We start from the raw sequence: 20,559 nt of genomic DNA on the forward strand, positions 1-20,559 counted from the left end.
CGCGCAATGGGCCGGCGTAATGGCCTAATTCTTTAGACGCTTACGTTATAGCATGCCCAGCCACCGGGGTGTAAGTCTCGTTCGCCAATAGACCATGTGCTAGCCTGGCTGGGTGGCCAGAGAAGAATCGGACTCCGGGCGGCGGATCCCCGCGACCGCCGAGGCGATCGTGAACCTGCTCAACTCCAGGCCGCACGGCCCCGCGTTCCCGGAGACGCTCCAGGACCCCAAGACGGCGAGCGCCGTCCTGCGCCCGTTCGGCCAGCCCGCCGCGGAGAGACCAGCACCGCAGCGCATGGCCAGGATCCGCGGCCTGCGCACGACCCTCATGGACATCATCACCGCGCCGGACAGCGCCGAGGCGGCGCCCCTCTGGGCGCAGCTGGGCGAGCGCGCGTCTGCCGTCACGCTGCGGCAGGAATTCTCCGGGCCCGGGAAGGTGCGGCTGCGGCAGGTGGGCGGCGACCCCGTGCTCGGTGGCATCACCCTCGCGGTGGCGGAGCTCATCTCCGACGGCACCTGGCCACGTATCCGTATCTGCGCCAATGACCGCTGCGACCACGCGTTCTACGACACCACGCGCAGCCGCACCCAGCGCTGGCACGCGTACGACACCTGCGGCAACAAGAGCAACGTGGCCGCGTACCGGGCCCGGAAGAAGTCCCGGCCCGACGGCTGACCCGGACCTGGGGCCGATGTGCCCTCGACCAGAGTCGTATCACCGCCCCGCCTTCGGTCGAAGGCGATGCGAGCCGCCGGGCCGATGTGCCTGCCGGGCCGCCCGAACAGACTCGAAGCGGGCCGCGATGGTGACGGCCGACCAGGGCGGGCACGACCGGGCAGCGTCCTCGCGGGATCTCGCCTGCGCGGCGGACCCCAGCAAGTGCGGCGGACCCCAGCAAGTAACGGGAGAAGAGGCATGTTCAAGGAGTGGCGGCATCGTCGGGCGGTGCAGCGGGTCAAGCCCGGGGACGGGCGAGCGCTGAAGCGCTTCCGCTGGTGGCAGTCGCTTTCCCGCGCACTGTTCCATCTTCGGCTGATGAACGACGACAGCGGGCAGAGGGTCTACTCCGTCGACGTCAGGCATCAGAAGCACTCGTCCTCGTCCGGCAGGGTCATAGCCCACCTGTACCTCGACGGCAGGCATCACGCCGAGTCCACAGTGCCTGCCTTCTTCCCCGTCCAGGGCGGCACCGTCGAAGTAAGGGCGAGCACCGTCGGGCTCAAGCGCTGCCACTACGTCACCGCCGAGGGGGCCGAGTTCCAGCTCATCCCGGACCCCGCCTCCGCCGAGGGGCGCCGGGCGCGCTTCGACCGGTCGCACCCCGCGCTGAGCCGTTGTATCGGTTTGCTCTCGGCGATCGTGCTCGTCGGCGGCGTGGTTCTCCTGGCCCTTCAGCTCGCCGAACAGCTCACCCGGAATCCGGCGGGCGTCGCCCAGTACGTCGGGACTTTCACCTCGCCCATTGACCTCTCGGGATGGGTCAACACCGTGGTCGGACTCGTCACCGTGGCGGCCAGCACGGAGCGGGCGCTGCGGCTGCGCTACAACTGGCTTCTCGACGGCGCGGCGGGCTGATCCCGTTTCCTCGCAACGGTCGTGGCCGCCTGTCGTGATGGGCGCCACGGCCCGTTAGTCCAACACCCCCGCGCACTTGTCCATGGGCGGACGCCCCGCCGCCGTCCCAAGGTGGAGCACTGTTCCCACCAGCGAGGGAGGAGCGGCGCGTTGACCCACACAGAGGAGGGGCGGCCGGAGGAGTGGCGGCCCGGCCGCAGAGCGGTCGTGGTCACCACCACACTGGCCGGAATCGGAACGGCCATCGGCGCGGGCGGGGGCACCGCGTACGCCCGTGACACCGCGTCCGCCCGCGCCACCGAGCGCATAGTGCGGTCGAAGCGGCTGGAAGTCCGGGTGGACCCGGAGTTCCCGCGTATCGTCGCGTACACCGACCGCGAGAGCGGCGCGGTGCTGTACGGGCAGCGGGAGCCGGTCCGTACGGTGCTCATCGACGGCGTCGAACGCACCCCCCGCACCACCGCCGTCACCAGCGGCCCGGACCACATCGGCTACACCCTCGCCTTCGGCGCGGACGCCGAGATCGACGTCCGCGTACGGGTCAGCGAATGGCAGGTGGACTGGCGCGTCACCCGGATCGCCGACACCGACGCGCTGCGCGTGGGCACCCTGCGCATCCCAGGGCTCGCGTTCCTCAGCGTCCGCGCCGACCAGCCGGGCGCCACCCTGCTGGCCGCACGGATCGACCTCGACCAGGCCAAGAGCGGTGACACCGTCGTCCGGCCCACGGCCGGCACCCCCACCGACGGCGACCCCCTCGGCTGCGCCTACGCCGTCGTCAGCACCGACCGGCTCGCCGCCGCCGTCGAGACCAACACGGTCTCGGACAAGCCCTCCTCCGCCGCGGGCACCACGTGGGAGAACGGACGGCTGTGGCGGCAGACGGTGCGCGAGGACGGGCAGATCACCGCCCGGCTCAGCTGCGGCGAGTGGACCCACCGGGCCGCCACCGCGCCCGTCGGCGCCACCGAGCCGCTGCCCTGGGCCACCGTGGTCCTCACCCGGGACCGCAACGGCGACGGCGTGGTCGACTGGCAGGACGCGGCCATCGCCTTCCGCGACATCATGGTCAATCCGCTCGGCGCCGACGAGCAGCATCTGCGGGTCGTCCCGCACATCCCGTTCAACTTCGCCAGTCAGGCCACCAACCCGTTCCTCGACACCCTCGACAACGTCAAGCGCATCGCGCTGGCCACCGATGGACTGCGGCAGTACACCCTGCTCAAGGGCTATCAGTCGGAGGGCCATGACTCCGCCCACCCCGACTACGCGGGCAACTACAACACCCGCGCCGGTGGTCTGGCCGACCTCAACACCCTGCTGCGCTCCGGGCGCGGCTGGAACAGCGACTTCGCGGTGCACGTCAACGCCACCGAGTCCTATCCGGTGGCCGACGCCTTCTCCGAGACGCTGGTCGACAAGGACGACAAGCAGTGGGACTGGCTGGACCAGTCCTACCGCATCGACGCCCGCCGCGACCTCGTCTCCGGCGACATCATCCGGCGTTTCCAGGATCTGCGGAACGACACCGACCCGGCCCTCGCCGGTCTCTACATCGATGTCTTCCGCGAGTCCGGCTGGAACTCCGACCGGCTCCAGCGGGCCCTGCGCGAGCAGGGCTGGCGGGTGGCCACCGAATGGGGCCACGGGCTGGAGCGCTCATCCCTGTGGTCGCACTGGGCCACCGAGACCGACTACGGCCCAAACAGCTCGCGCGGTATCAACTCCCGGCTCATCCGCTTCATCCGCAACCACCAGAAAGATGTCTTCGCCGACAAGTGGCCCACGCTGCTCGGCATCCCCCGGATGGGCAACTTCGAGGGCTGGACCGGCAAGACCGACTGGACCGCCTTCCACCGGCTCATCTGGACCCACAGCCTGCCCGCCAAGTACCTCCAGGCGTACCCCATCCGCACCTGGGGCGACCACGAGATCACCTTCGAGGGGCCGGGCCACACCTCCGTCGCCGACACCGGCGGCGTCCGCCGCATCACCACCGACGGGCGGCTGGTCTATGACGGCGGTGGCTATCTGCTGCCCTGGGAGCCGCGCGAGGCCACCGACCCCGCCAAGCTCTACCACTACAACCCGGCGGGTGGCACCACCCGTTGGCGGCTGCCGCGCGGCTGGTCGGGACGGCGGTCCGTGGTGCTGTACCGCCTCACCGACCAGGGGCGCGCCGAGCCGGTCACCCTGCCGGTGCGCGACGGCCACATCAGCGTCACCGCCGATCCCGACGTCCCCTATGTGGTGGCGCGCTCCCCCGCCCGTGCCCAGGCGGCGCCTGGCTGGGGCGAGGGCACCCCGCTGTACGACCCCGGTTTCCACTCCGGTTCGCTGCGCGGCTGGCGGACCACCGGCCCGGCCGGCGTGGAACGCAGCGCGCGGGGCGACTACGAACTGGTCGTCGGCGGGGGCGCGGCCGCCACTGTCGGCCAGCGCCTCGGCCGGCTGGCCCCCGGCGACTATGTGGCGTCCGTACAGGTGGAGGTGGGGGCGGAGGCCGGTGAGCGGCGGCGAGCCGCGCTGCGGGTGCGCACCGCCGACGGCGTCACGGCGGAGAACTGGACCGAGACCTCGACCGCCGTCAACCACATGGCGGCCGACCGCAAACACGGCACCCGCTTCCAGCGGATGTTCACGTACTTCACCGTCCCCGACGTCGGTGGCCCCGTCACCCTCACCCTCGCCGTGGCGGAGGGCCGGGCCCGGGTCCGCTTCGACCGGCTGCGGGTGGTGGAGGCCCGGCGGACGACGAGGCCCGGCGCGCTGGTGTACGAGGACTTCGAGCGGGTGCCCCAGGGCTGGGGCCCGTTCGTCAAGGGCGACGCGGGCGGGGTGACCGACCCGCGGACCCATATCGCCCAGCGGCACGCCCCGTACACCCAGGCCGGCTGGAACGGGAAGGTGATCGACGACGTGCTCGAGGGCGGCCAGTCGCTGAAGTCACGCGGTGAGAACACGGGCCTGGTCTACCGCACGGTGCCGCACACCGCCCGCTTCCGCCCCGGGCGGCGCTACCGGGTGACCCTGACCTACGCCAACGAGGCGGCCGGTCAGTACGCCTGGGTCACGGCCGTGGACGAGCCCGGGGCGCGGGAGCTCGAGCGCACCCCGCTGCCCGCCGCCACCGGGCGGGCCACGCACGGCTACACCGTCACCGCGCCCGCGGACGGCGAACTGTGGGTGGGGCTGCGGAAGACCGGCGACAGCGGCACCGCGGAGTTCACGCTCGACTCCTTCACCGTGGAGGAGCTGGGCTGACACCGCGCGGGGAGCGGGCCGAAGCACCCACTCGTCCCGCTCCCCGCGGCCCCCACCTTCGGTTACGTGTCCATCCACCCCGCCGCACGGCCCCCGCTCGCCCCCTGGCGAGCGGGCGGTCCGTGGACAAAGATCGGCGGGTGCGGGGACACTGCCGACCGGAGGGGACCGCGGATGTATCACACCTGGATGCGGTACTTCACGCCCAGCCCGGCCCATCACCGCCTCGGTCTGGTGTGTCTGGGCGTCGGCCTCCAGCACGGCGCCCTGCCCGTCGTCGGCCCGCGCGTCCTCGACCACCATGTGGCGGTGGTCATCAGCGCGGGCCGCGGCTGGTTCCGCGGCGCCGACGGCCGCCGCCGTACCGTCACCGCGCCCGCGCTGCTCTGGCTCACCCCCGGTGTCACCCACCACTACGCCCCGGACCCGGACACCGGATGGGACGAGGCGTTCGTCGACTTCACCGGCCCGGCCACCGCCGCGTACGCCGATCTGGGCTATATCGACCCGGACCGTCCGGTGGTCGCGCTCACCGACACCGCCACCGCCCGTACGGCCATCGGCCGGATCGTCCGCGCCGCGCGCCAGGGCAATCCGTTCCTGGAGGTCGAGACGGCAGCCGCCGTCCATGAACTCCTCGTCGCCCTGCGCCGCGTGCGCGCCGGGACCGGCTCGGGCGGACATCCGGTGCTCCAGGCGCTGGCGAGGGACGCCTTCCAGCCGCTGTCGGTGGCCGAGCACGCCGCCCGGCACGGCATGACACCGGCCGAACTGCGCACCGCGGTACGGCGCGGCGCGGGGTGCAGCCCCAAGGACTACCTCCTCGGGATCCGGCTGGGCCGGGCCAAGGAACTCCTGGTCGGCACCGAACTGCCGGTGGCCGCCATCGCCCGCCGCGTCGGCTACGACGACCCCGCCTACTTCAGCAGGCTGTTCGCCCGTCGCGTGGGCACCGCACCGGTCCGCTTCCGCGAGCAGCAGTGCCGCTCGGTCCCCGGCGGTTTCACCAACCGCGTCCCCGACCCGGCCCGCCCGCCGACGATCCCGCCCTGCGCCCCGGCGGACGACGCACGGCTCGGCGGCGGATGACCCCCCTGGGCCGCCCGGACGGCCGAGGACATCGGCTTACCCCATTGGGGGGACGTTGGGCCGCGACCCGCCCGGCGAAGGGGCACCATGCATGCGAAGCCGGTCATTTCCGGCCGCTCATCCCCAGCAAGGAGTTCCCATGCGTATGCGGACCGCCCTGTCCACGCTCGCTCTCACCGCCGCGTCCCTCGCCGTCGGCACGGCCGGTGCCGTCGCGGAGGACACCCCCGATGTCACCGTCAACAACGCCAGCAACACGACCTTCCCCGGCGTATGCGCCAGCAACCAGTTCTCCTTCGTCACCGTCCCGGTCAACCTGGTGGGCGAGTCGGACTCCGGAGCGTGCTGACCCCCTGCCCCACGAGCCCGTGAGGAGCGGAACCCCCGGCCGACCCGGCCGGGGGTTTCCCATGCCCTGACAGGCCCTGAGTGGGCCATGCCACAGCACGCACTGTTGCACACGACCTGGACCGAGCACCTTCCCCACGCTTCCTACGACGCCGTGGTGACGGCCACCGCCCTGCACTGGCTGGACACCGAACCGCTGCGCCGCCTCTACGGGGAACTGGCCGGGGTGCTGCGCGCGGGCGGTGTGTTCCTCAACGCCGACCACATGCGCGACGAGTCCGCTCCCCGGCTCAACGCCGCCCTCCACACCCTGCACACCGAACGGCAGGAGCGGCAGCGGCGGCGGGGAGCCCTGGACTGGGCCGACTGGTGGCATATGGCGGCCGGCGATCCGCTCCTGGCCGAGGCGACGGCCCGGCGCTTCGCCCTGCTCGGTGACCCGCGCGGCCCCAAGCCGGACGGCGGCGCCCGGCGGGACCGGCCCACCGCGACCCGCTGGCATATCGAGACCCTGCTGGGCCACGGGTTCAGCGAAGCCCGGCAGGTGTGGTGCTCCGCGAGCGACGCACTGGTGGCCGCGCTGCGCTGAGAGCGGCACTCGTACGGCCCCCGCCTTCCGCGCGCCCGCCGCGCCCTCGCGCCTCCGCCACGTCTTCGCACACAGGTGCGTCCACCGCGTGTCCCACCTCACCCTCCCGAATACCGGACGGGGCCCTGCACACCGCCGGACGGCCCCGTAGGCTGGCTGGTGCAGCTGGTTCGCCCCGTCCGCCAGGCGGGAGGCGTCGCAAGAGGGAACCCGGTGGAAATCCGGGACTGCCCCGCAGCGGTGAGCGGGAACGACCGCCGTCATACGCACTGGGCCCGGTGAGAGGGGCCTGGGAAGCGACGGCCAGTAGGTGTCCTCCTGAGGAGGACGCGCCCGTGAGTCCGAAGACCTGCCATCTGCCCGCGTACGGACCACCCGTGCGCGGACATCCCGGTGACCTCGAGGGCGGGTCGGCGAACAGGTACCAGGTGGACGACCGCGCGCCTGCCGCGCGAGGTCGTGGCGTCCGGTCCGTCACCCTTCGCGCTCTCCTCCCGTCGCCGGGACCTCAGGGATTCATCTCGCGAAGGAGATCTCCGTGACCATCAAGTCCGCGGCCGCGGCAGCACGGGCCACCGTGTACGGCTACCCCCGCCAGGGCCCGAACCGGGAACTGAAGAAGGCGATCGAGGGCTACTGGAAGGGCCGCGTCACCGGCGACGCGCTGAGGGCCACCGGCGCCGAACTGCGCCGCGCCAACTGGCGGCAACTGGCCGGGGCGGGCATCGACGAGGTCCCCACGGGCGACTTCTCGTACTACGACCATGTGCTGGACACCACCGTCATGGTCGGCGCCATCCCCGACCGCCACCGGGACGCGGTCGCCGCCGACCCGCTCGACGGGTACTTCGCGATGGCGCGGGGCACACAGGACGTGGCGCCGCTGGAGATGACCAAGTGGTTCGACACCAACTACCACTATCTGGTCCCGGAGCTGGGTCCGGACACGGTGTTCGCGGCCGACTCCGCCAAGCAGGTCGCGGAGCTCAAGGAGGCCATCGCCCTCGGGCTGACCGCGCGGCCGGTCCTCGTCGGCCCCGTCACCTACCTCCTCCTCGCCAAGCCCGCGCCCGGCGCGCCCGCCGACTTCGAGCCGCTCACCCTCCTGGACCGGCTGCTTCCGGTGTACGCCGAGGTCATGGCCGACCTGCGGGCGGCCGGGGCCGAGTGGGTGCAGCTCGACGAGCCGGCCCTGGTCCAGGACCGCACCCCCGCCGAACTGAACGCGGCCGGCCGCGCCTACCGCGACCTCGGCGCCCTCACCGACCGCCCGAAGCTGCTGGTCGCCTCGTACTTCGACCGTCTCGGCGAGGCGCTGCCGGTGCTGGCCAAGGCCCCGGTCGAGGGGCTGGCACTGGACTTCACGGAGGCCGCCGCGGCGCATCTGGAGGCGCTGGCCGCCGTCGGCGGGCTGCCCCGCAAACGGCTGGTCGCCGGTGTCGTCAACGGCCGCAACATCTGGGTCAACGACCTGGAGAAGTCCCTGGCCACTCTCGGCACCCTGCTGGGCCTGGCCGACCGGGTCGATGTGGCCGCCTCCTGCTCGCTGCTGCACGTCCCCCTCGACACGACGGCCGAGCGGGACGTCGAACCGCAGATCCTGCGCTGGCTGGCCTTCGCCCGGCAGAAGACGGCGGAGATCGTCACCCTCGCCAGGGGCCTGGCCCGCGGCACCGGCGCGATCACCGCCGAGCTGGCCGCGAACCGGGCCGACCTCGCCTCCCGCGCCAACTCCCGCATCACCCGCGACCCGGCCGTCCGCACCCGCGCCGCCGCGGTCGCCGAGGCCGACGCCCACCGCTCCCAGCCGTACGCCGAGCGCACCGCGGCCCAGCGCGCCCACCTCCGCCTGCCGCTGCTGCCGACCACCACCATCGGGTCCTTCCCGCAGACCGGCGAACTGCGCACCGCCCGCGCCGACCTGCGCGCGGGCCGGGTCGACACGGCCGGGTACGAGGAGCGCGTCAGGGCCGAGATCCAGGAGGTGATCTCCTTCCAGGAGAAGACCGGCCTGGATGTGCTGGTGCACGGCGAGGCCGAGCGCAACGACATGGTCCAGTACTTCGCCGAGCAGCTCACCGGCTATCTGGCCACCCAGCACGGCTGGGTCCAGTCCTACGGCACCCGTTACGTCCGCCCGCCGATCCTGGCCGGTGACATCTCGCGCCCCGAGCCGATGACGGTGCGCTGGACGGCGTACGCGCAGTCCCTCACCGACCGCCCGGTCAAGGGCATGCTCACCGGCCCGGTGACGATGCTGGCCTGGTCCTTCGTCCGCGACGACCAGCCCCGCGGCGACACCGCCCGCCAAGTGGCGCTCGCCCTGCGCGACGAGGTGAACGACCTGGAGGCTGCCGGGACCCCGGTCATCCAGGTGGACGAGCCCGCGCTGCGCGAGACCCTGCCCCTGCGCACCGCCGACCGGCCCGCCTATCTGGCCTGGGCGACCGAGGCCTTCCGGCTCACCACCGGCGGCGTACGCCCCGACACCCAGATCCACACCCATATGTGCTACGCCGAGTTCGGCGACATCGTCCAGGCGATCGACGACCTCGACGCCGATGTCATCAGCCTGGAGGCCGCCCGCTCCCATATGCAGGTGGCCCGCGAGCTCGCCGCCCACGGCTATCCGCGCGAGGCCGGGCCCGGGGTGTACGACATCCACTCCCCGCGGGTGCCCAGCGCGGAGGAGGCGGCCGAACTGCTGCGGACGGGCCTGAAGGCCATCCCCGCCGAGCGGCTGTGGGTCAACCCCGACTGCGGTCTGAAGACCCGCGGCTGGCCGGAGACCCGTGCCTCACTGGAGAACCTGGTCACCGCGGCCCGCACCGTCCGCGGTGAGCTGCCCGCGTCCTGAGCCGGACGCCCGGCCGGGGCCGGGGCGCCACGCGCTCCGGCCCCGATGCCGACGCTCCGGCCCCCGATGCCGATCCATACAGCCGTACCAGGACCGGCTACGGACCTTGAGCGGCGATGTGGGCACCCGTGACGCGCAGCAGGTCCAGCTTGCCCGCATCGCTGCTTCCGGTCGCCGCCGTGTAGGTGACCATGCGCAGATCCGCGCCGGCGACGATGAGCACATCGCAGTCGAGCAGGATGTCGCCGATCTCCGGATGCCGGATCGTCTTGCGGTCGGAGGTGTGCTGGGCGGCGGTCGCCCGGGTGGCCCAGTGGTGGGCGAAGGCCTCGGACTCCGCCCGTAGTTCCCGCACCAGGCGCGCGAGCCGGGTGTCGGCCGGGTAGCGGGAGACGGCGTCCTTGAGGTCGGCCACGATCGAGGTTTCGAAGGTGTCGGGTCCGCGCTCGGGGTGGACGCGTAGCACCGGGTCGCGGGCGGCACCGGTGCCGAACAGGGCGCGGGCGAGGTTGCGTTCGGCGGCCGGGAGGACGGTGGGATCGCCGTGCAGGGCGCTCCACATGGCGTTCCACCACACCAGGGTCCAGTCGGCGGTGAACACCCCGATCGGGACGTCGCCCAGGCGCGCCGCGAGCCGCTGGACGCCCGGGGGCACATGGGCGCTGACCGTCCCGTCCCGCGGCGGCAGCAGCCCGGCGCTCCGGTACAGCTGGTCGCGTTCGGCGCGGGACAGCTGGAGGGCGCGGGCGAGGGCGCCGACGACCTGGTCCGAGGGGTGCTTCGCGCGTCCCTGCTCCAGCCGCAGGATGTAGTCGACGGAGAGCCCGGCCAGCTCGGCGAGTTCCTCGCGGCGCAGCCCCGGCGCGCGGCGGCTCGCCTTCGGGGCGAAGCCGGCGTCGGCCGGGGCGAGGCGGTCGCGCCAGGCGCGCAGGAGCGCGGCGAAGTCGGAGCGGGAGGAAGCCATGGGTTCATTCTCGCCGCTCGGCGCCGGATGAGCCTGGGTACTGCCAGTCCTGGTGACGGGGTGGGCACTGGCCGGCGTGGGCGGGGGCGGCGAACGTGGAGTCGCCGCGCCCAGGGCCGGGCGCCACCGGCCGACCAGTGAAGGAGCCTTCCATGCCTGCTGCGAACCACACCATCGTGATGACGGGCGCGAGCCGCGGGATCGGGCGGGTCGCCGCGGAGCACATCGTGCGCCGGTCGCCCGACGCGCACCTCCTCGTCGTGGCCCGCGCGTCCTCCGGCGCCCGGCTCGCCGAGGAGCTCGCCACGGGCGGGCACACGGTTTCGTACGTCCCGGCGGACCTCGGCTCGCTCCAGAGCGTCCGCTCCGCCGCCACCGGGATCCTTGACCGGCTGGAGGGCGGTGATCTGCCACCGCTGCGCGGCTTCGTGGGCAACGCGGGCATGCAGTACACCAACGCGCTGACCGAGTCCCCCGACGGGTTCGAGGCCACCTTCGCCATCAACGTACTGGCCAACCACCTCTTCGTCCGGCTGCTCCAGGACCACTTCGCCGCGCCCGCCCGGATCGTGATCACCGTCAGCGACACCCACTTCGGGGACTTCAAGCACAACATGGGCATGGTGCCCGGCCCCGCCTGGAACTCCCCCGATGTCCTGGCCCGCCCGGGGGCCTTCGCCAAGCCGTCCGGCACGGCGGGCGGGCGCACCGCGTACTCGACGAGCAAGCTGGCCGCCATCTACCTCGTGCACGAGTACGCGCGGAGGCTTCCGGCCGGGCTCGACGCCGTCGCGTACAACCCCGGTTTCGTCCCCGGCACCGGTCTCGCCCGCAACGCCGGTCCGCTCTCCCGGTTCGCCATGCGACGCGTCCTGCCGGTGATGGCCCTCACGCCGTTCGCCACCGACCGCGGCGCGGCGGGCCGCTACCTCGCCGACGTCGTGCTCGGCACGACCCCGGCACCGACCGGCTCCTACGTCGACCGCGCCCGGGTGGCGCGGTCGTCGGAGGAGTCCTACGACCCCCGGCGCGAGCGCGAACTGTGGGACGCCGTCGAGCGGTTCACCGTGACGCACGCGGCCTGAGCGGCTTGGCGCACCGCCCGGTCACCGCAAGGTGCGGAAGGCGTCCCGCACCTCGCGCACCAGCGCCTCGGGCCGCTCCAGTCCGGGAAAGTGGCCGCCCAGCTCCATCTCGTGCCAGGAGCGCAGATCCGTATAGCGCCGTTCGGCCCAGCGTTCGGCCGTGGGCCAGGGCTCGGCCGGGAACAGTGTGCACGCGGTGGGCACGGTCACCGGCAGGGCGTTCTCCTCCTCGGCGCCGCGCGGTGTCCAGCGCAGCGCCTCCCAGTACCAGCGGGCGCTGGACGCTCCCGTCCCGGTGAGCCAGTACAGGGCGATGGATTCGGCCTGCCGGTCAAGGCTCACTCCCCCGCCCGCTTCGGCCCGGGTGTCGGCGTAGGCGGCGAACTTCTCGCCCAGCCAGGCGGCAAGACCGGCGGGCGAGTCGACCAGGGCGTAGCCGAGGGTCTGGGGCCGGGTGCCCATCTGGATGCCGAATCCATAGCCGTCGGCCAGGTGCAGATCACGCCGTTCGATCATCCGTGCCTCCGCCGGGGTGGCGGTGTCGCGGTCCTGCGGGAGCGGTGAGGCCACCGGCATGGTCAGGTGCAGGCCCGCCACCCGCGAGGGGAAGCGCCGGGCCAGCTCGGTGCTGATGAACGCGCCCCAGTCGCCGCCGTGCGCGCCGAAGCGGTCATAGCCCAGCCGGTTCATCAGCGTCGCCCAGGCGTCGGCGGTCCGCGCGGGATTCCACCCGGTCCGCGCGGGACGGCCGCTGAAGCCGAACCCGGGCAGTGAAGGAACGACGACATCGAAGGCGTCGGCCCGGTCGCCGCCATGGGCGACCGGATCGGTGAGCGGGCCGATGACCTGCTCGAACTCCAGGACCGACCCGGGCCAGCCATGCGTCAGCAGCAGGGGCATCGCACCGGGCTCCGGCGACCGCACATGCCAGAAGGCCAGCTCCAGGCCGTCGATGACCGTGCGGAAGTGGCCAATGGCGTTCCACGCCTTCTCGCGTGCCCGCCAGTCCAGCTCGCGCAACGCCGCGAGGAGCGCGCGCATATGGTCCAGCGGCAGACCCTGGGACGCGTCCGCCACGGTCTCCGATTCGGGCAGCCGGACCCGTTCCAGTCGCAGGCGCAGGTCTTCGAGGTCGGCGTCGGGAATGGAGATGGCAAAGGGCTGGATGTCGGGTGTCACTCCACCCGTGGTGTTGGTCGGCACGCCACGAACGCTAGAAGCGCCCCGGGGCCACGTGAATGCGCGCGATTGCCGTCCGCGGATCAGCGATTGCGATACGCCGACGGCCGTACGCCCGTGTGTCGCAGGAACGCCGTGGACAGTGAGCCGGGGCTGCCGAATTCGCACCGCGTGGCGACCTGACCGACGGACAGCCCCGGACGCCGCACGTGAGCACATGCACGGCGAGGAACGCCGCCGCGGACTCCGCATACAGGTCATCGGTTTCACAGGCCGCGCCCAACGACCGCATGGTGTGCTCGACGAGCGGATCCCCCGAGGCCACCGCGGTGGCCATCCGTTCGTAGTCGACGCGCTCCCCGCCCAGTTGCTCGACCGTACGGGCGACGGTGACGCGTGGAATGTGCACCTGGAGGGTCCGCATGGGGACCACGGACCGATAGCGGCGTACCGACGCCACGCCCGGAACCGCCATATCCAGCTGTCCGGGCGTCCAATGCCGTTGCCGCCGGCGCCCACCGGTACAGGTCTCCATGGCCGCCGCGCCCTCGACGGTCAGGACGAGGTGCAGGTCGTCGGTGGCGGGCAACGTCGAATCCGGTATACGGCTCGAGGTCGAAATCGGGGGCGTCACACACCACATCGAGCATAGCCACGACCGTGGTCAGGCGTGGCGTGTCCACGAGCCGAGCACCATCAGCGTCTTGGTTCCGGTGACCAGGCCGACGCGCCGCAGTCCGTCGATGACCTGCTGCAGATGCTCGATGTCCCGCACCCGGACGTGCACGAGCGCGTCGGGGTCACCGGCGATGGTGAAGACGGCCTGCACCTCGGGGACCGTGTAGCAGGTGCGGACGATCTCCCCAACCGGTGTCGTACCGGTGTAGGACAGCTCCACGAATGCCTCGATGCCCCAGCCGAGCTTGGTGTGGTCGATCTGCACCGTGAAGCCCTTGATCACCCCGGTGTCCTTGAGCCGGTCCACCCGGCGCTTGACCGCGGCCACCGACAGTCCCACCTCGGGTGCCATCTCGGAGAAGGTGCGCCGCCCGTCCTCGCGCAGCATGCGCAGCAACTGCCGGTCCACATCGTCGAACTCGGGCATCGGTCCTCCACTCCGCGCCGCGCGCACCCGCGCAACCCGCGACAGCACGCGCAAACTCTTTTAATCAGTCTCGTGAATTTCATCGATAGTTTGCGTCTTTTCCTGGATCGGCCGCAAGTTACTTGTGCTCCTCCCGAGGGTGTTGTTGTCCTTGGGCCGGACCCCAGATACGCCGAGGAGGCTCACGTGAGCACCGACCCCGCCGCGGTTTCGCTCGATGACCCCTACACGGCCCACAGCGGCCGTGTGCTGATCTCCGGCATCCAGGCCCTGGTCCGGCTCACCCTCGAACAGCGCCGGCTGGACGAGGCGCGCGGTCTGGACACCCGCGCGTTCGTCTCCGGCTATCCGGGCTCACCGCTGGGCGGGGTCGATCTGGAGCTGGACCGGGCACGCCGCTTCCTGGACCCCGCCGGTGTGGTGTTCCGGCCGGGTCTCAACGAGGAGCTGGCCGCCACCGCCGTGGCCGGGACACAGCTGCTGGGGCAGGTGCCCGGACGCCGCCACGAGGCGGTGACCGGGTTCTGGTACGGCAAGAACCCCGGTCTTGACCGCGCGGCCGACGCGATGCGGCACGGGACGGTGGCCGGTACGGCGGCGCTGGGCGGCGCGGTGGCCTGGATCGGCGACGACCCCGGAGCCAAGTCCTCGACCGTGCCCAGCTCCTGCGAGCCGATGTGCCAGAGCCTGGCCATGCCCCTGCTCGCCCCCGGCTCCGTACCCGAGATCCTCGAACTCGGACTGCATGCCGTGGCGCTGTCCCGGGCCACCGGCCTCTGGGCCGGGCTGAAGATCGTCGCGGATATCGCGGACGCCTCGGCGGTCGTCGACCTCGACGCGCTCCGGCCCGACATCCCCGCCCCGCCCGCCGCCCCGCGCGGCGCGCCGCCCACCCTCGTGGGCCCCGCGTCCCTGGACGCCGAGCACGACATGCTCACCCGGCGGCTGGACCTGGCGCGTGCTTACGCCCGCGAGGCCGGGCTGAACCGCATCACCTTCAGCGCCTCGCACGCCACCTTGGGCGTGGTGGCCTCCGGCACCTCCTACGCCGTGGTGCGGCGCGCCCTGGCCGACCTCGGCATCGGGGAGGCGGACATGGAGGCTCTCGGCGTCCGGCTGATCCGGCTGGCGATGCCGTTCCCCCTCTGCGACGAAGACCTGGTGGCCATGACCGGCGATCTGGAGCAGGTCCTGGTCGTCGAGGACAAGGTGCCCTTCATCGAAGGGCACCTCAAGGCCGCCCTGTACGGCAGTGCCGACGCGCCCGTGGTGGTCGGCCGCCGCGGCGAGAACGGCCGGCCGCTGCTCACCGCCCGCGGCACTCTCGGGGCCGAGGACGTGGCCAAGGCCCTGGCCCGGCGCATCGGCCAGGACCGGCTGCCGCGGACCGCGACCGCCCGGCTGGCCTCGCTGGCACCGCCGGCCGCGCCCCGGATCGCGCTGCCCACCGTGTCGGCGCGCACGCCCTACTTCTGCTCCGGCTGCCCGCACAACACCTCCACCCGCACCGCCGACGACACCCTCGTCGGCGCGGGCATCGGCTGCCACGCCATGATCGCCCTCGATGGCGCGGGCCGCGGCCATCAGATCGGGCTGACCCAGATGGGCGGCGAAGGCGCCCAGTGGATCGGCCTGGCCCCGTTCACCGACGACCGGCACTTCGTGCAGAACCTCGGTGACGGCACCTTCCACCACTCCGGTTCCCTCGCCATCCGCGCGGCGGTGGCCGGGGGCGTGACCATGACGTACAAGCTCCTCTACAACGACGCCGTCGCGATGACGGGCGGCCAGCGGCCCGAGGGGCGGCTGGACGTCCCGGCGCTGACCCGCTGGCTCGCCCTGGAGGGCGTACGGAAGGTCGTGGTGACCACCGCGACACCGGCCGACTACCGCGGCGTACGCCTCGACCCGATCGCCACGGTGCGTCACCGCGACGATCTGCCCGAGGCCGAGAAGCTTCTGGCCGCCACCGACGGCGTGACCGTGCTCATCCATGACGACCGCTGCGCCGCGGAGGAGCGCCGGCTGCGCAAGCGCGGTCAGCTGCCCACCCCCGCCGAGAAGGTGGTCATCAACGAGCGGGTCTGCGAGGGCTGCGGCGACTGCGGGGACGTCTCCACATGTCTGTCGGTGCAGCCCGTGGACACCACCTTCGGCCGCAAGACCCGGATCCACCAGGCGTCCTGTAACTCCGACTTCAGCTGCCTGAAGGGCGACTGCCCCTCCTTCCTCCTCGTCGAGCCGAAGACGACGAAGACCACCAGGGCGAAGGCGACGAAGGCGAAGGCGAAGGCGACGAAGGCGCGGCCCCGTGCCGTCCCCCAGCCGCCCGTGGCCCTGACCGCGCCCATCCCGGCGGTGGCCGGGGACAGCGCGCTGCTGCGGATGCCCGGCATCGGCGGCACCGGTGTCGTGACCGTCTCACAGATCCTCCAGCGGGCCGCCCATCTGGATGGCCGCTACGCGGCCGGACTCGAGCAGACGGGGCTGGCCCAGAAGGGCGGGCCCGTCGTCAGCGACGTACGGATCTCGGCCACCCCGGTCACCGGTGCCGTGCGGGCCTCCCGCGCGAGCGCCGATGTGCTCATCGGCTTCGATCTGCTCGGGGCGGCCGCCGACGCCAATCTGCGCATCGCCCGCCCCGGCCACACCATCGCCGTCGTCAACTCCGCCATCGTCCCCACCGCGGCCATGGTGACCAACCGGGTCGTCCTGCCCGGCTCACCGGACGACGCCCTGGAGCGGATCGAGTCGGCCACCCGCCCCGGGGAGAACCTCTACCTCGACGCGCAGAGCATGGCCGAGGCCCTGTTCGGCGATCACATGCCGACCAATATGCTCCTCGTCGGAGCCGCCTTCCAGCACGGCTGCATCCCGCTGACGGAAGACGCCATCGAGGGCGCGATCCGCCTGGGCGCCGCCGTGGAGAAGAATCTCGCGGCCTTCCGCTGGGGGCGCGCCGCCGCCCTCGACCCCGACGCCGTACGGCACGCCCTGGCCACACCGGAACGGCCGGTCCTGGAGGTCACACCCGAGGCGCACACCATCGCGGCCACGGCCGCCCGGCCCGGAACGCTCCAGGACACCGTCGCCCTGCGCGCCGCCGACCTGATCGCCTATCAGGACCGGGCCTACGCCGAGCGGTACGCCGCCGAGGTGGCGGAGGTGGCCGCGACGGCCCGGCGGCGGGCCGGTGACGAGGCGGGCGAGCGCATCGCCGTCGGCTACGCCGAGGGGCTGCACAAGCTGATGGCCTACAAGGACGAGTACGAGGTGGCCCGGCTGCATCTGGACACCGTGGAACGGGCCAGGGTCGCGGACGAGTTCGGTGCCGATGCCACCGTCTCCGTCCTGCTGCACCCCCCGGCGCTGCGCGCGCTGGGCATGAAGCGCAAGATCCGGCTCCGCCGCACGGCGCCCGCCCTCTTCTCGCTCCTCCGCGCCCTGCGGCGGCTGCGGGGCACCCGGCTGGACCTCTTCGGGTACGCCGAGGTCCGCCGCCAGGAGCGGGCGCTGATCGAGGAGTACCCGCGGCTGGTCCGCGACGCCCTCACCCGTCTGACGCCCGGCAACGCCAGCGCCGTGGAGGACCTGGTGCGGCTCGTCGAGGCCGTCCGCGGCTACGAGGACATCAAGCTGGCCCGGGTCGAGGAGTTCCGCACCACGGCCCGCGCGGCTCTGGACGAGCTGGCCGCCACCGCCGACGCCCCCGCGGCCGTCTCCGTCTGACCCCGGCCCTCGGCACCTCTCCTCGCCCGCCCGTCCGCACCACAGGAGCGCCCCTGATGCCCGTCGACCGTCTGCTTCCCACCCGTGAGGCCGAAGACCTGCTCGACCTCGTCCGTGAGATCGCCGACAAGGAGCTCGCCCTCCGCGTCGACGGGCACGAACGCGCCGAGACCTACCCCGAGGGCCTGTTCGGACTGCTGGGCGACGCCGGACTGCTGGGCCTGCCCTACCCGGAGGAGTTCGGCGGGGGCGGCCAGCCCTACGAGGTCTACCTGCAGGTGCTGGAGGAGCTGGCGGCGCGCTGGGCCGCCGTCGCCATCGCCACCAGCGTCCACACCCTCGCCGCCTTCCCGCTGCTCACCTTCGGCACCACCGGGCAGCGCGAACGCTGGGCGGAGGACATCCTCGGCGGTCGGCTCATCGGTGGGTACAGCCTGTCCGAGCCCCAGGCCGGATCCGACGCGGCGGCCCTGACCTGCCGTGCCGAGAAGGTCCCCGACGGCTATCGGATCAACGGCGCCAAGGCGTGGATCACCCACGGCGGCAAGGCGGACTTCTATGCCCTGTTCGCCCGCACCGGCCCCGGCAGCGACGGCATCTCCTGCTTCTTCGCCCCCGGCCACACCGAAGGCCTCGGCTTCGGCCGGCCCGAGGAGAAGATGGGCCTGCACGCCATCCCCACCACCTCCGCCTTCTGGGACGACGCCCTCCTCGCCACCGACCGGCTCATCGGCGGCGAGGGCCAGGGGCTCCACATCGCCTTCCAAGCCCTGGACTCCGGCCGGCTGGGCGTCGCCGCCTGCGCCACCGGGCTCGCCCAGGCCGCCCTGGACGCCGCGGTCGCCTACGCCCACGAGCGCACCGCCTTCGGCCGCAGGATCATCGACCATCAGGGGCTCGGCTTCCTGCTGGCCGACATGGCCGCCGCGGTCGACTCCGCGCGCGCCACCTATCTGGACGCGGCCCGCCGCCGCGACCACGGGCGCCCGTACACCCGTCAGGCCAGCGTCGCCAAGCTGACGGCGACCGACGCCGCCATGAAGGTGACCACGGACGCCGTCCAGGTCTTCGGCGGCTACGGCTACACCCGCGACTTCCCCGTGGAGCGCTATATGCGCGAAGCGAAGATCATGCAGATCTTCGAGGGCACCAACCAGATCCAGCGGCTCATCATCAGCCGCCAACTAGCCCCCTGACCGGCCCCGCGACGGAATGTCGCACCCGGGCACGCCGGGAGGACGGGTCATGATGACCACCATGACATCGGTACGTGGGACGCGCGGGGTGCGAGCGCAACAGCCGGGATCAGGCCGTACGGCGGCGGTGATGGCGGTGCTGACCGCTCTGACCGTGGCGGGTTGCGGCGGGTCGGACACGACCGACGGGGCGCCCCCGCACAGTGGCAGCCCGTCCGAGTCCCGTTCCGCACAGCCCTCGGGCAGTCCCTCCGGCGATCTCGGCGCCCCGGCGAAACCGCCGGTGTCGGCGGCGGATGGGCGTGACGTCCGCGCCTGCGCGGACGGCGACTGCGAGATCGCGGTGTCCGAGCGGGTGACGGTCGGCTTCAAGGGCCCGGCCGGTCCGGCGACGCTGACCGTGAACGAGATCGGCCCGAACAAGGTCATGTACACCGTGAAGTCGGGCAACAACCGCTCCCAGGGCGGGGCGAGCGGACCGGGCCAGGGGTGCGTCACCGTGCTGCGCGACCACGGCAGCAGCAACTCGTGCGGAAGGGTGAGCACCGTGCGGCCGGCCGCCCAGCCCGGCGCCGTGGTGATCCTGATGGCGGCCGGGGAGGACGGCACGGCGATCCTGCACATCGTCTCCAGGTGACCGGCCCCGGGGGTCAGCTCTCCACGGGAGGGCTTCCCGGGGAACGGGAGTGGCGGATGCCCGCCTCGTAGGTCTCCTTGAGGTGGTGGAGGGTGTCGTCGAAGTGGCGTGCCGCGTAGGTGGCGTAGAGGATGTCGATCAGCAGCAGCTGGCCCCACTTCGAGGTGACGGACTCCCCGTACAGCCCCTCCCCCGCGACGTTGGAGGTGAACAGCGGCACATCGCTGAGCTCCGCCAGCGGGCTGTCCTGGACGGAGGTGATGCCGATGGAGGTGGCCCCGGTCTGCCGGGCGAGCCGCATGGCGTCCACGATGGCGGTGGACTTGCCGGAGTCGCTGATGCCGATGAGCACATCCCGTGGCGTCAGGATGGTGGCCAGCATGACCTGCACGCTCTGGTCGCGGTAGAGCAGACACTTCTTGCCCGCGCGGGTGAACCGCATGACCCCCTCCTCCGCGGCGATGCTGGAGGAGCCCATGCAGCAGAACACCACCACGTCCGCTTCGTGCAGCAGATCGACGGCCCGGCTGATGGCATCGCTGCTGACCTGCTTGGCGGTCTGGGCCAGCGTCTGGCGGCTGCTGCGCTCGATCTTGCCCACGATGGCGGGGGGCTCGTCGCCGCGGAGGATGCCCTCGTAGACGAACTCCTCGTCCCGGCCGGCGGCGGCCGACCGGGTGGCGAAGGTGGCCTCGGCAAGGCTGAGGCGGAGCGAGTGATAGCTGTCCATGCCCAGCTCGCGGACGAACCGGGAGACGGTCGACTCGGCCACGCCGCACGCCGAGGCCAGCTGCGAAATGGTCATCGACTGCGCCTGTCGGGGGTGGGCCAGCAGATACTCGCCGATCTGGCGCAGTGCGCCCGGTAGGTAGGGCAGCTTGCTGGTGATGAGGTGCAGCACATTGCCGGCCTCATCCGCCGGGACAGCCATGACTCGC

The 20,559-nt window shown here is 72.4% G+C and carries 16 protein-coding genes and 1 riboswitch; of the genes, 11 read left to right on the plus strand and 5 right to left on the minus strand.

Translation table 11 applies throughout. From position 1 onward, the window contains the following. Window positions 1–112: 112 nt before the first annotated feature. From J2Z30_RS51285 to metE, 7 genes are all read left to right on the plus strand, one after another. Window positions 113–679 carry a CGNR zinc finger domain-containing protein gene (locus J2Z30_RS51285; RefSeq protein WP_052701737.1) on the plus strand — a complete coding sequence of 189 codons (567 nt, stop codon included), beginning with the start codon at window positions 113–115 and terminating at the stop codon, window positions 677–679. 240 nt (window positions 680–919) lie between these two features. Continuing rightward, window positions 920–1,579, plus strand: coding sequence for a hypothetical protein (locus J2Z30_RS04180; RefSeq protein WP_044578950.1), 660 nt, complete (start codon window positions 920–922; stop codon window positions 1,577–1,579). 150 nt (window positions 1,580–1,729) lie between these two features. Beyond that, window positions 1,730–4,843 carry an endo-alpha-N-acetylgalactosaminidase family protein gene (locus tag J2Z30_RS04185; RefSeq protein ID WP_044578948.1) on the plus strand — a complete coding sequence of 1,038 codons (3,114 nt, stop codon included), beginning with the start codon at window positions 1,730–1,732 and terminating at the stop codon, window positions 4,841–4,843. Between the two features lie 174 nt (window positions 4,844–5,017). Next, window positions 5,018–5,932: a helix-turn-helix domain-containing protein gene (locus J2Z30_RS04190; RefSeq protein WP_044578946.1), complete on the plus strand. Its 915-nt coding sequence runs from the start codon at window positions 5,018–5,020 to the stop codon at window positions 5,930–5,932. 139 nt (window positions 5,933–6,071) lie between these two features. Then, the gene (locus J2Z30_RS04195) at window positions 6,072–6,281 is read left to right on the plus strand and encodes a hypothetical protein (RefSeq protein ID WP_044578944.1); all 210 of its coding nucleotides are present in this window, start codon (window positions 6,072–6,074) and stop codon (window positions 6,279–6,281) included. An 87-nt stretch (window positions 6,282–6,368) separates the two neighbouring features. Further along, the gene (locus J2Z30_RS04200; protein WP_107073408.1) at window positions 6,369–6,869 is read left to right on the plus strand and encodes a class I SAM-dependent methyltransferase; all 501 of its coding nucleotides are present in this window, start codon (window positions 6,369–6,371) and stop codon (window positions 6,867–6,869) included. A gap of 149 nt (window positions 6,870–7,018) precedes the next feature. After that, a riboswitch (cobalamin riboswitch) is annotated at window positions 7,019–7,240 on the plus strand. 167 nt (window positions 7,241–7,407) lie between these two features. After that, window positions 7,408–9,726 (plus strand): 5-methyltetrahydropteroyltriglutamate--homocysteine S-methyltransferase, encoded by a 2,319-nt coding sequence (gene metE, locus J2Z30_RS04205; protein WP_044578942.1) that lies wholly within the window; start codon window positions 7,408–7,410, stop codon window positions 9,724–9,726. A 97-nt stretch (window positions 9,727–9,823) separates the two neighbouring features. Here metE and J2Z30_RS04210 read toward each other — a convergent pair whose 3' ends face one another. Further along, window positions 9,824–10,690 carry a helix-turn-helix transcriptional regulator gene (locus J2Z30_RS04210; RefSeq protein WP_044578940.1) on the minus strand — a complete coding sequence of 289 codons (867 nt, stop codon included), beginning with the start codon at window positions 10,688–10,690 and terminating at the stop codon, window positions 9,824–9,826. Window positions 10,691–10,842: 152 nt separating this feature from the next. Here J2Z30_RS04210 and J2Z30_RS04215 point away from each other — a divergent pair, with 152 nt between their 5' ends. Next, window positions 10,843–11,775 (plus strand): SDR family NAD(P)-dependent oxidoreductase, encoded by a 933-nt coding sequence (locus J2Z30_RS04215; RefSeq protein ID WP_078957072.1) that lies wholly within the window; start codon window positions 10,843–10,845, stop codon window positions 11,773–11,775. Between the two features lie 21 nt (window positions 11,776–11,796). Here the strand turns inward: J2Z30_RS04215 and J2Z30_RS04220 are convergent, their stop codons facing one another. The 3 genes from J2Z30_RS04220 to J2Z30_RS04230 all read right to left on the minus strand — a co-directional run bounded on the left by J2Z30_RS04220 (window position 11,797) and on the right by J2Z30_RS04230 (window position 14,059). Next, complete coding sequence (locus J2Z30_RS04220; RefSeq protein WP_308279720.1) at window positions 11,797–12,978, minus strand: epoxide hydrolase family protein; 1,182 nt, start codon at window positions 12,976–12,978, stop codon at window positions 11,797–11,799. A 10-nt stretch (window positions 12,979–12,988) separates the two neighbouring features. After that, the gene (locus J2Z30_RS52100; RefSeq protein ID WP_044578938.1) at window positions 12,989–13,543 is read right to left on the minus strand and encodes a hypothetical protein; all 555 of its coding nucleotides are present in this window, start codon (window positions 13,541–13,543) and stop codon (window positions 12,989–12,991) included. 75 nt (window positions 13,544–13,618) lie between these two features. Then, window positions 13,619–14,059: an Lrp/AsnC family transcriptional regulator gene (locus J2Z30_RS04230; protein WP_037961940.1), complete on the minus strand. Its 441-nt coding sequence runs from the start codon at window positions 14,057–14,059 to the stop codon at window positions 13,619–13,621. Between the two features lie 186 nt (window positions 14,060–14,245). Between J2Z30_RS04230 and J2Z30_RS04235 the strand changes: the two genes are divergently transcribed. The 3 genes from J2Z30_RS04235 (at window position 14,246) to J2Z30_RS04245 (ending at window position 19,621) form a co-directional block, all read left to right on the plus strand. Next, the gene (locus J2Z30_RS04235) at window positions 14,246–17,788 is read left to right on the plus strand and encodes an indolepyruvate ferredoxin oxidoreductase family protein (RefSeq protein WP_044578936.1); all 3,543 of its coding nucleotides are present in this window, start codon (window positions 14,246–14,248) and stop codon (window positions 17,786–17,788) included. 56 nt (window positions 17,789–17,844) lie between these two features. Then, entirely contained in the window at window positions 17,845–18,984 is a 1,140-nt protein-coding gene (locus tag J2Z30_RS04240) for an acyl-CoA dehydrogenase family protein (protein WP_044578934.1), read from the plus strand. 61 nt (window positions 18,985–19,045) lie between these two features. Next, window positions 19,046–19,621, plus strand: coding sequence for a hypothetical protein (locus J2Z30_RS04245; RefSeq protein ID WP_044582288.1), 576 nt, complete (start codon window positions 19,046–19,048; stop codon window positions 19,619–19,621). A 13-nt stretch (window positions 19,622–19,634) separates the two neighbouring features. Here the strand turns inward: J2Z30_RS04245 and J2Z30_RS04250 are convergent, their stop codons facing one another. Beyond that, window positions 19,635–20,552, minus strand: coding sequence for a MurR/RpiR family transcriptional regulator (locus tag J2Z30_RS04250; RefSeq protein ID WP_044578932.1), 918 nt, complete (start codon window positions 20,550–20,552; stop codon window positions 19,635–19,637). Window positions 20,553–20,559 lie beyond the last annotated feature (7 nt).

Source organism: Streptomyces iranensis (genome assembly GCF_017874715.1).
GTDB lineage: Bacteria > Actinomycetota > Actinomycetes > Streptomycetales > Streptomycetaceae > Streptomyces > Streptomyces iranensis.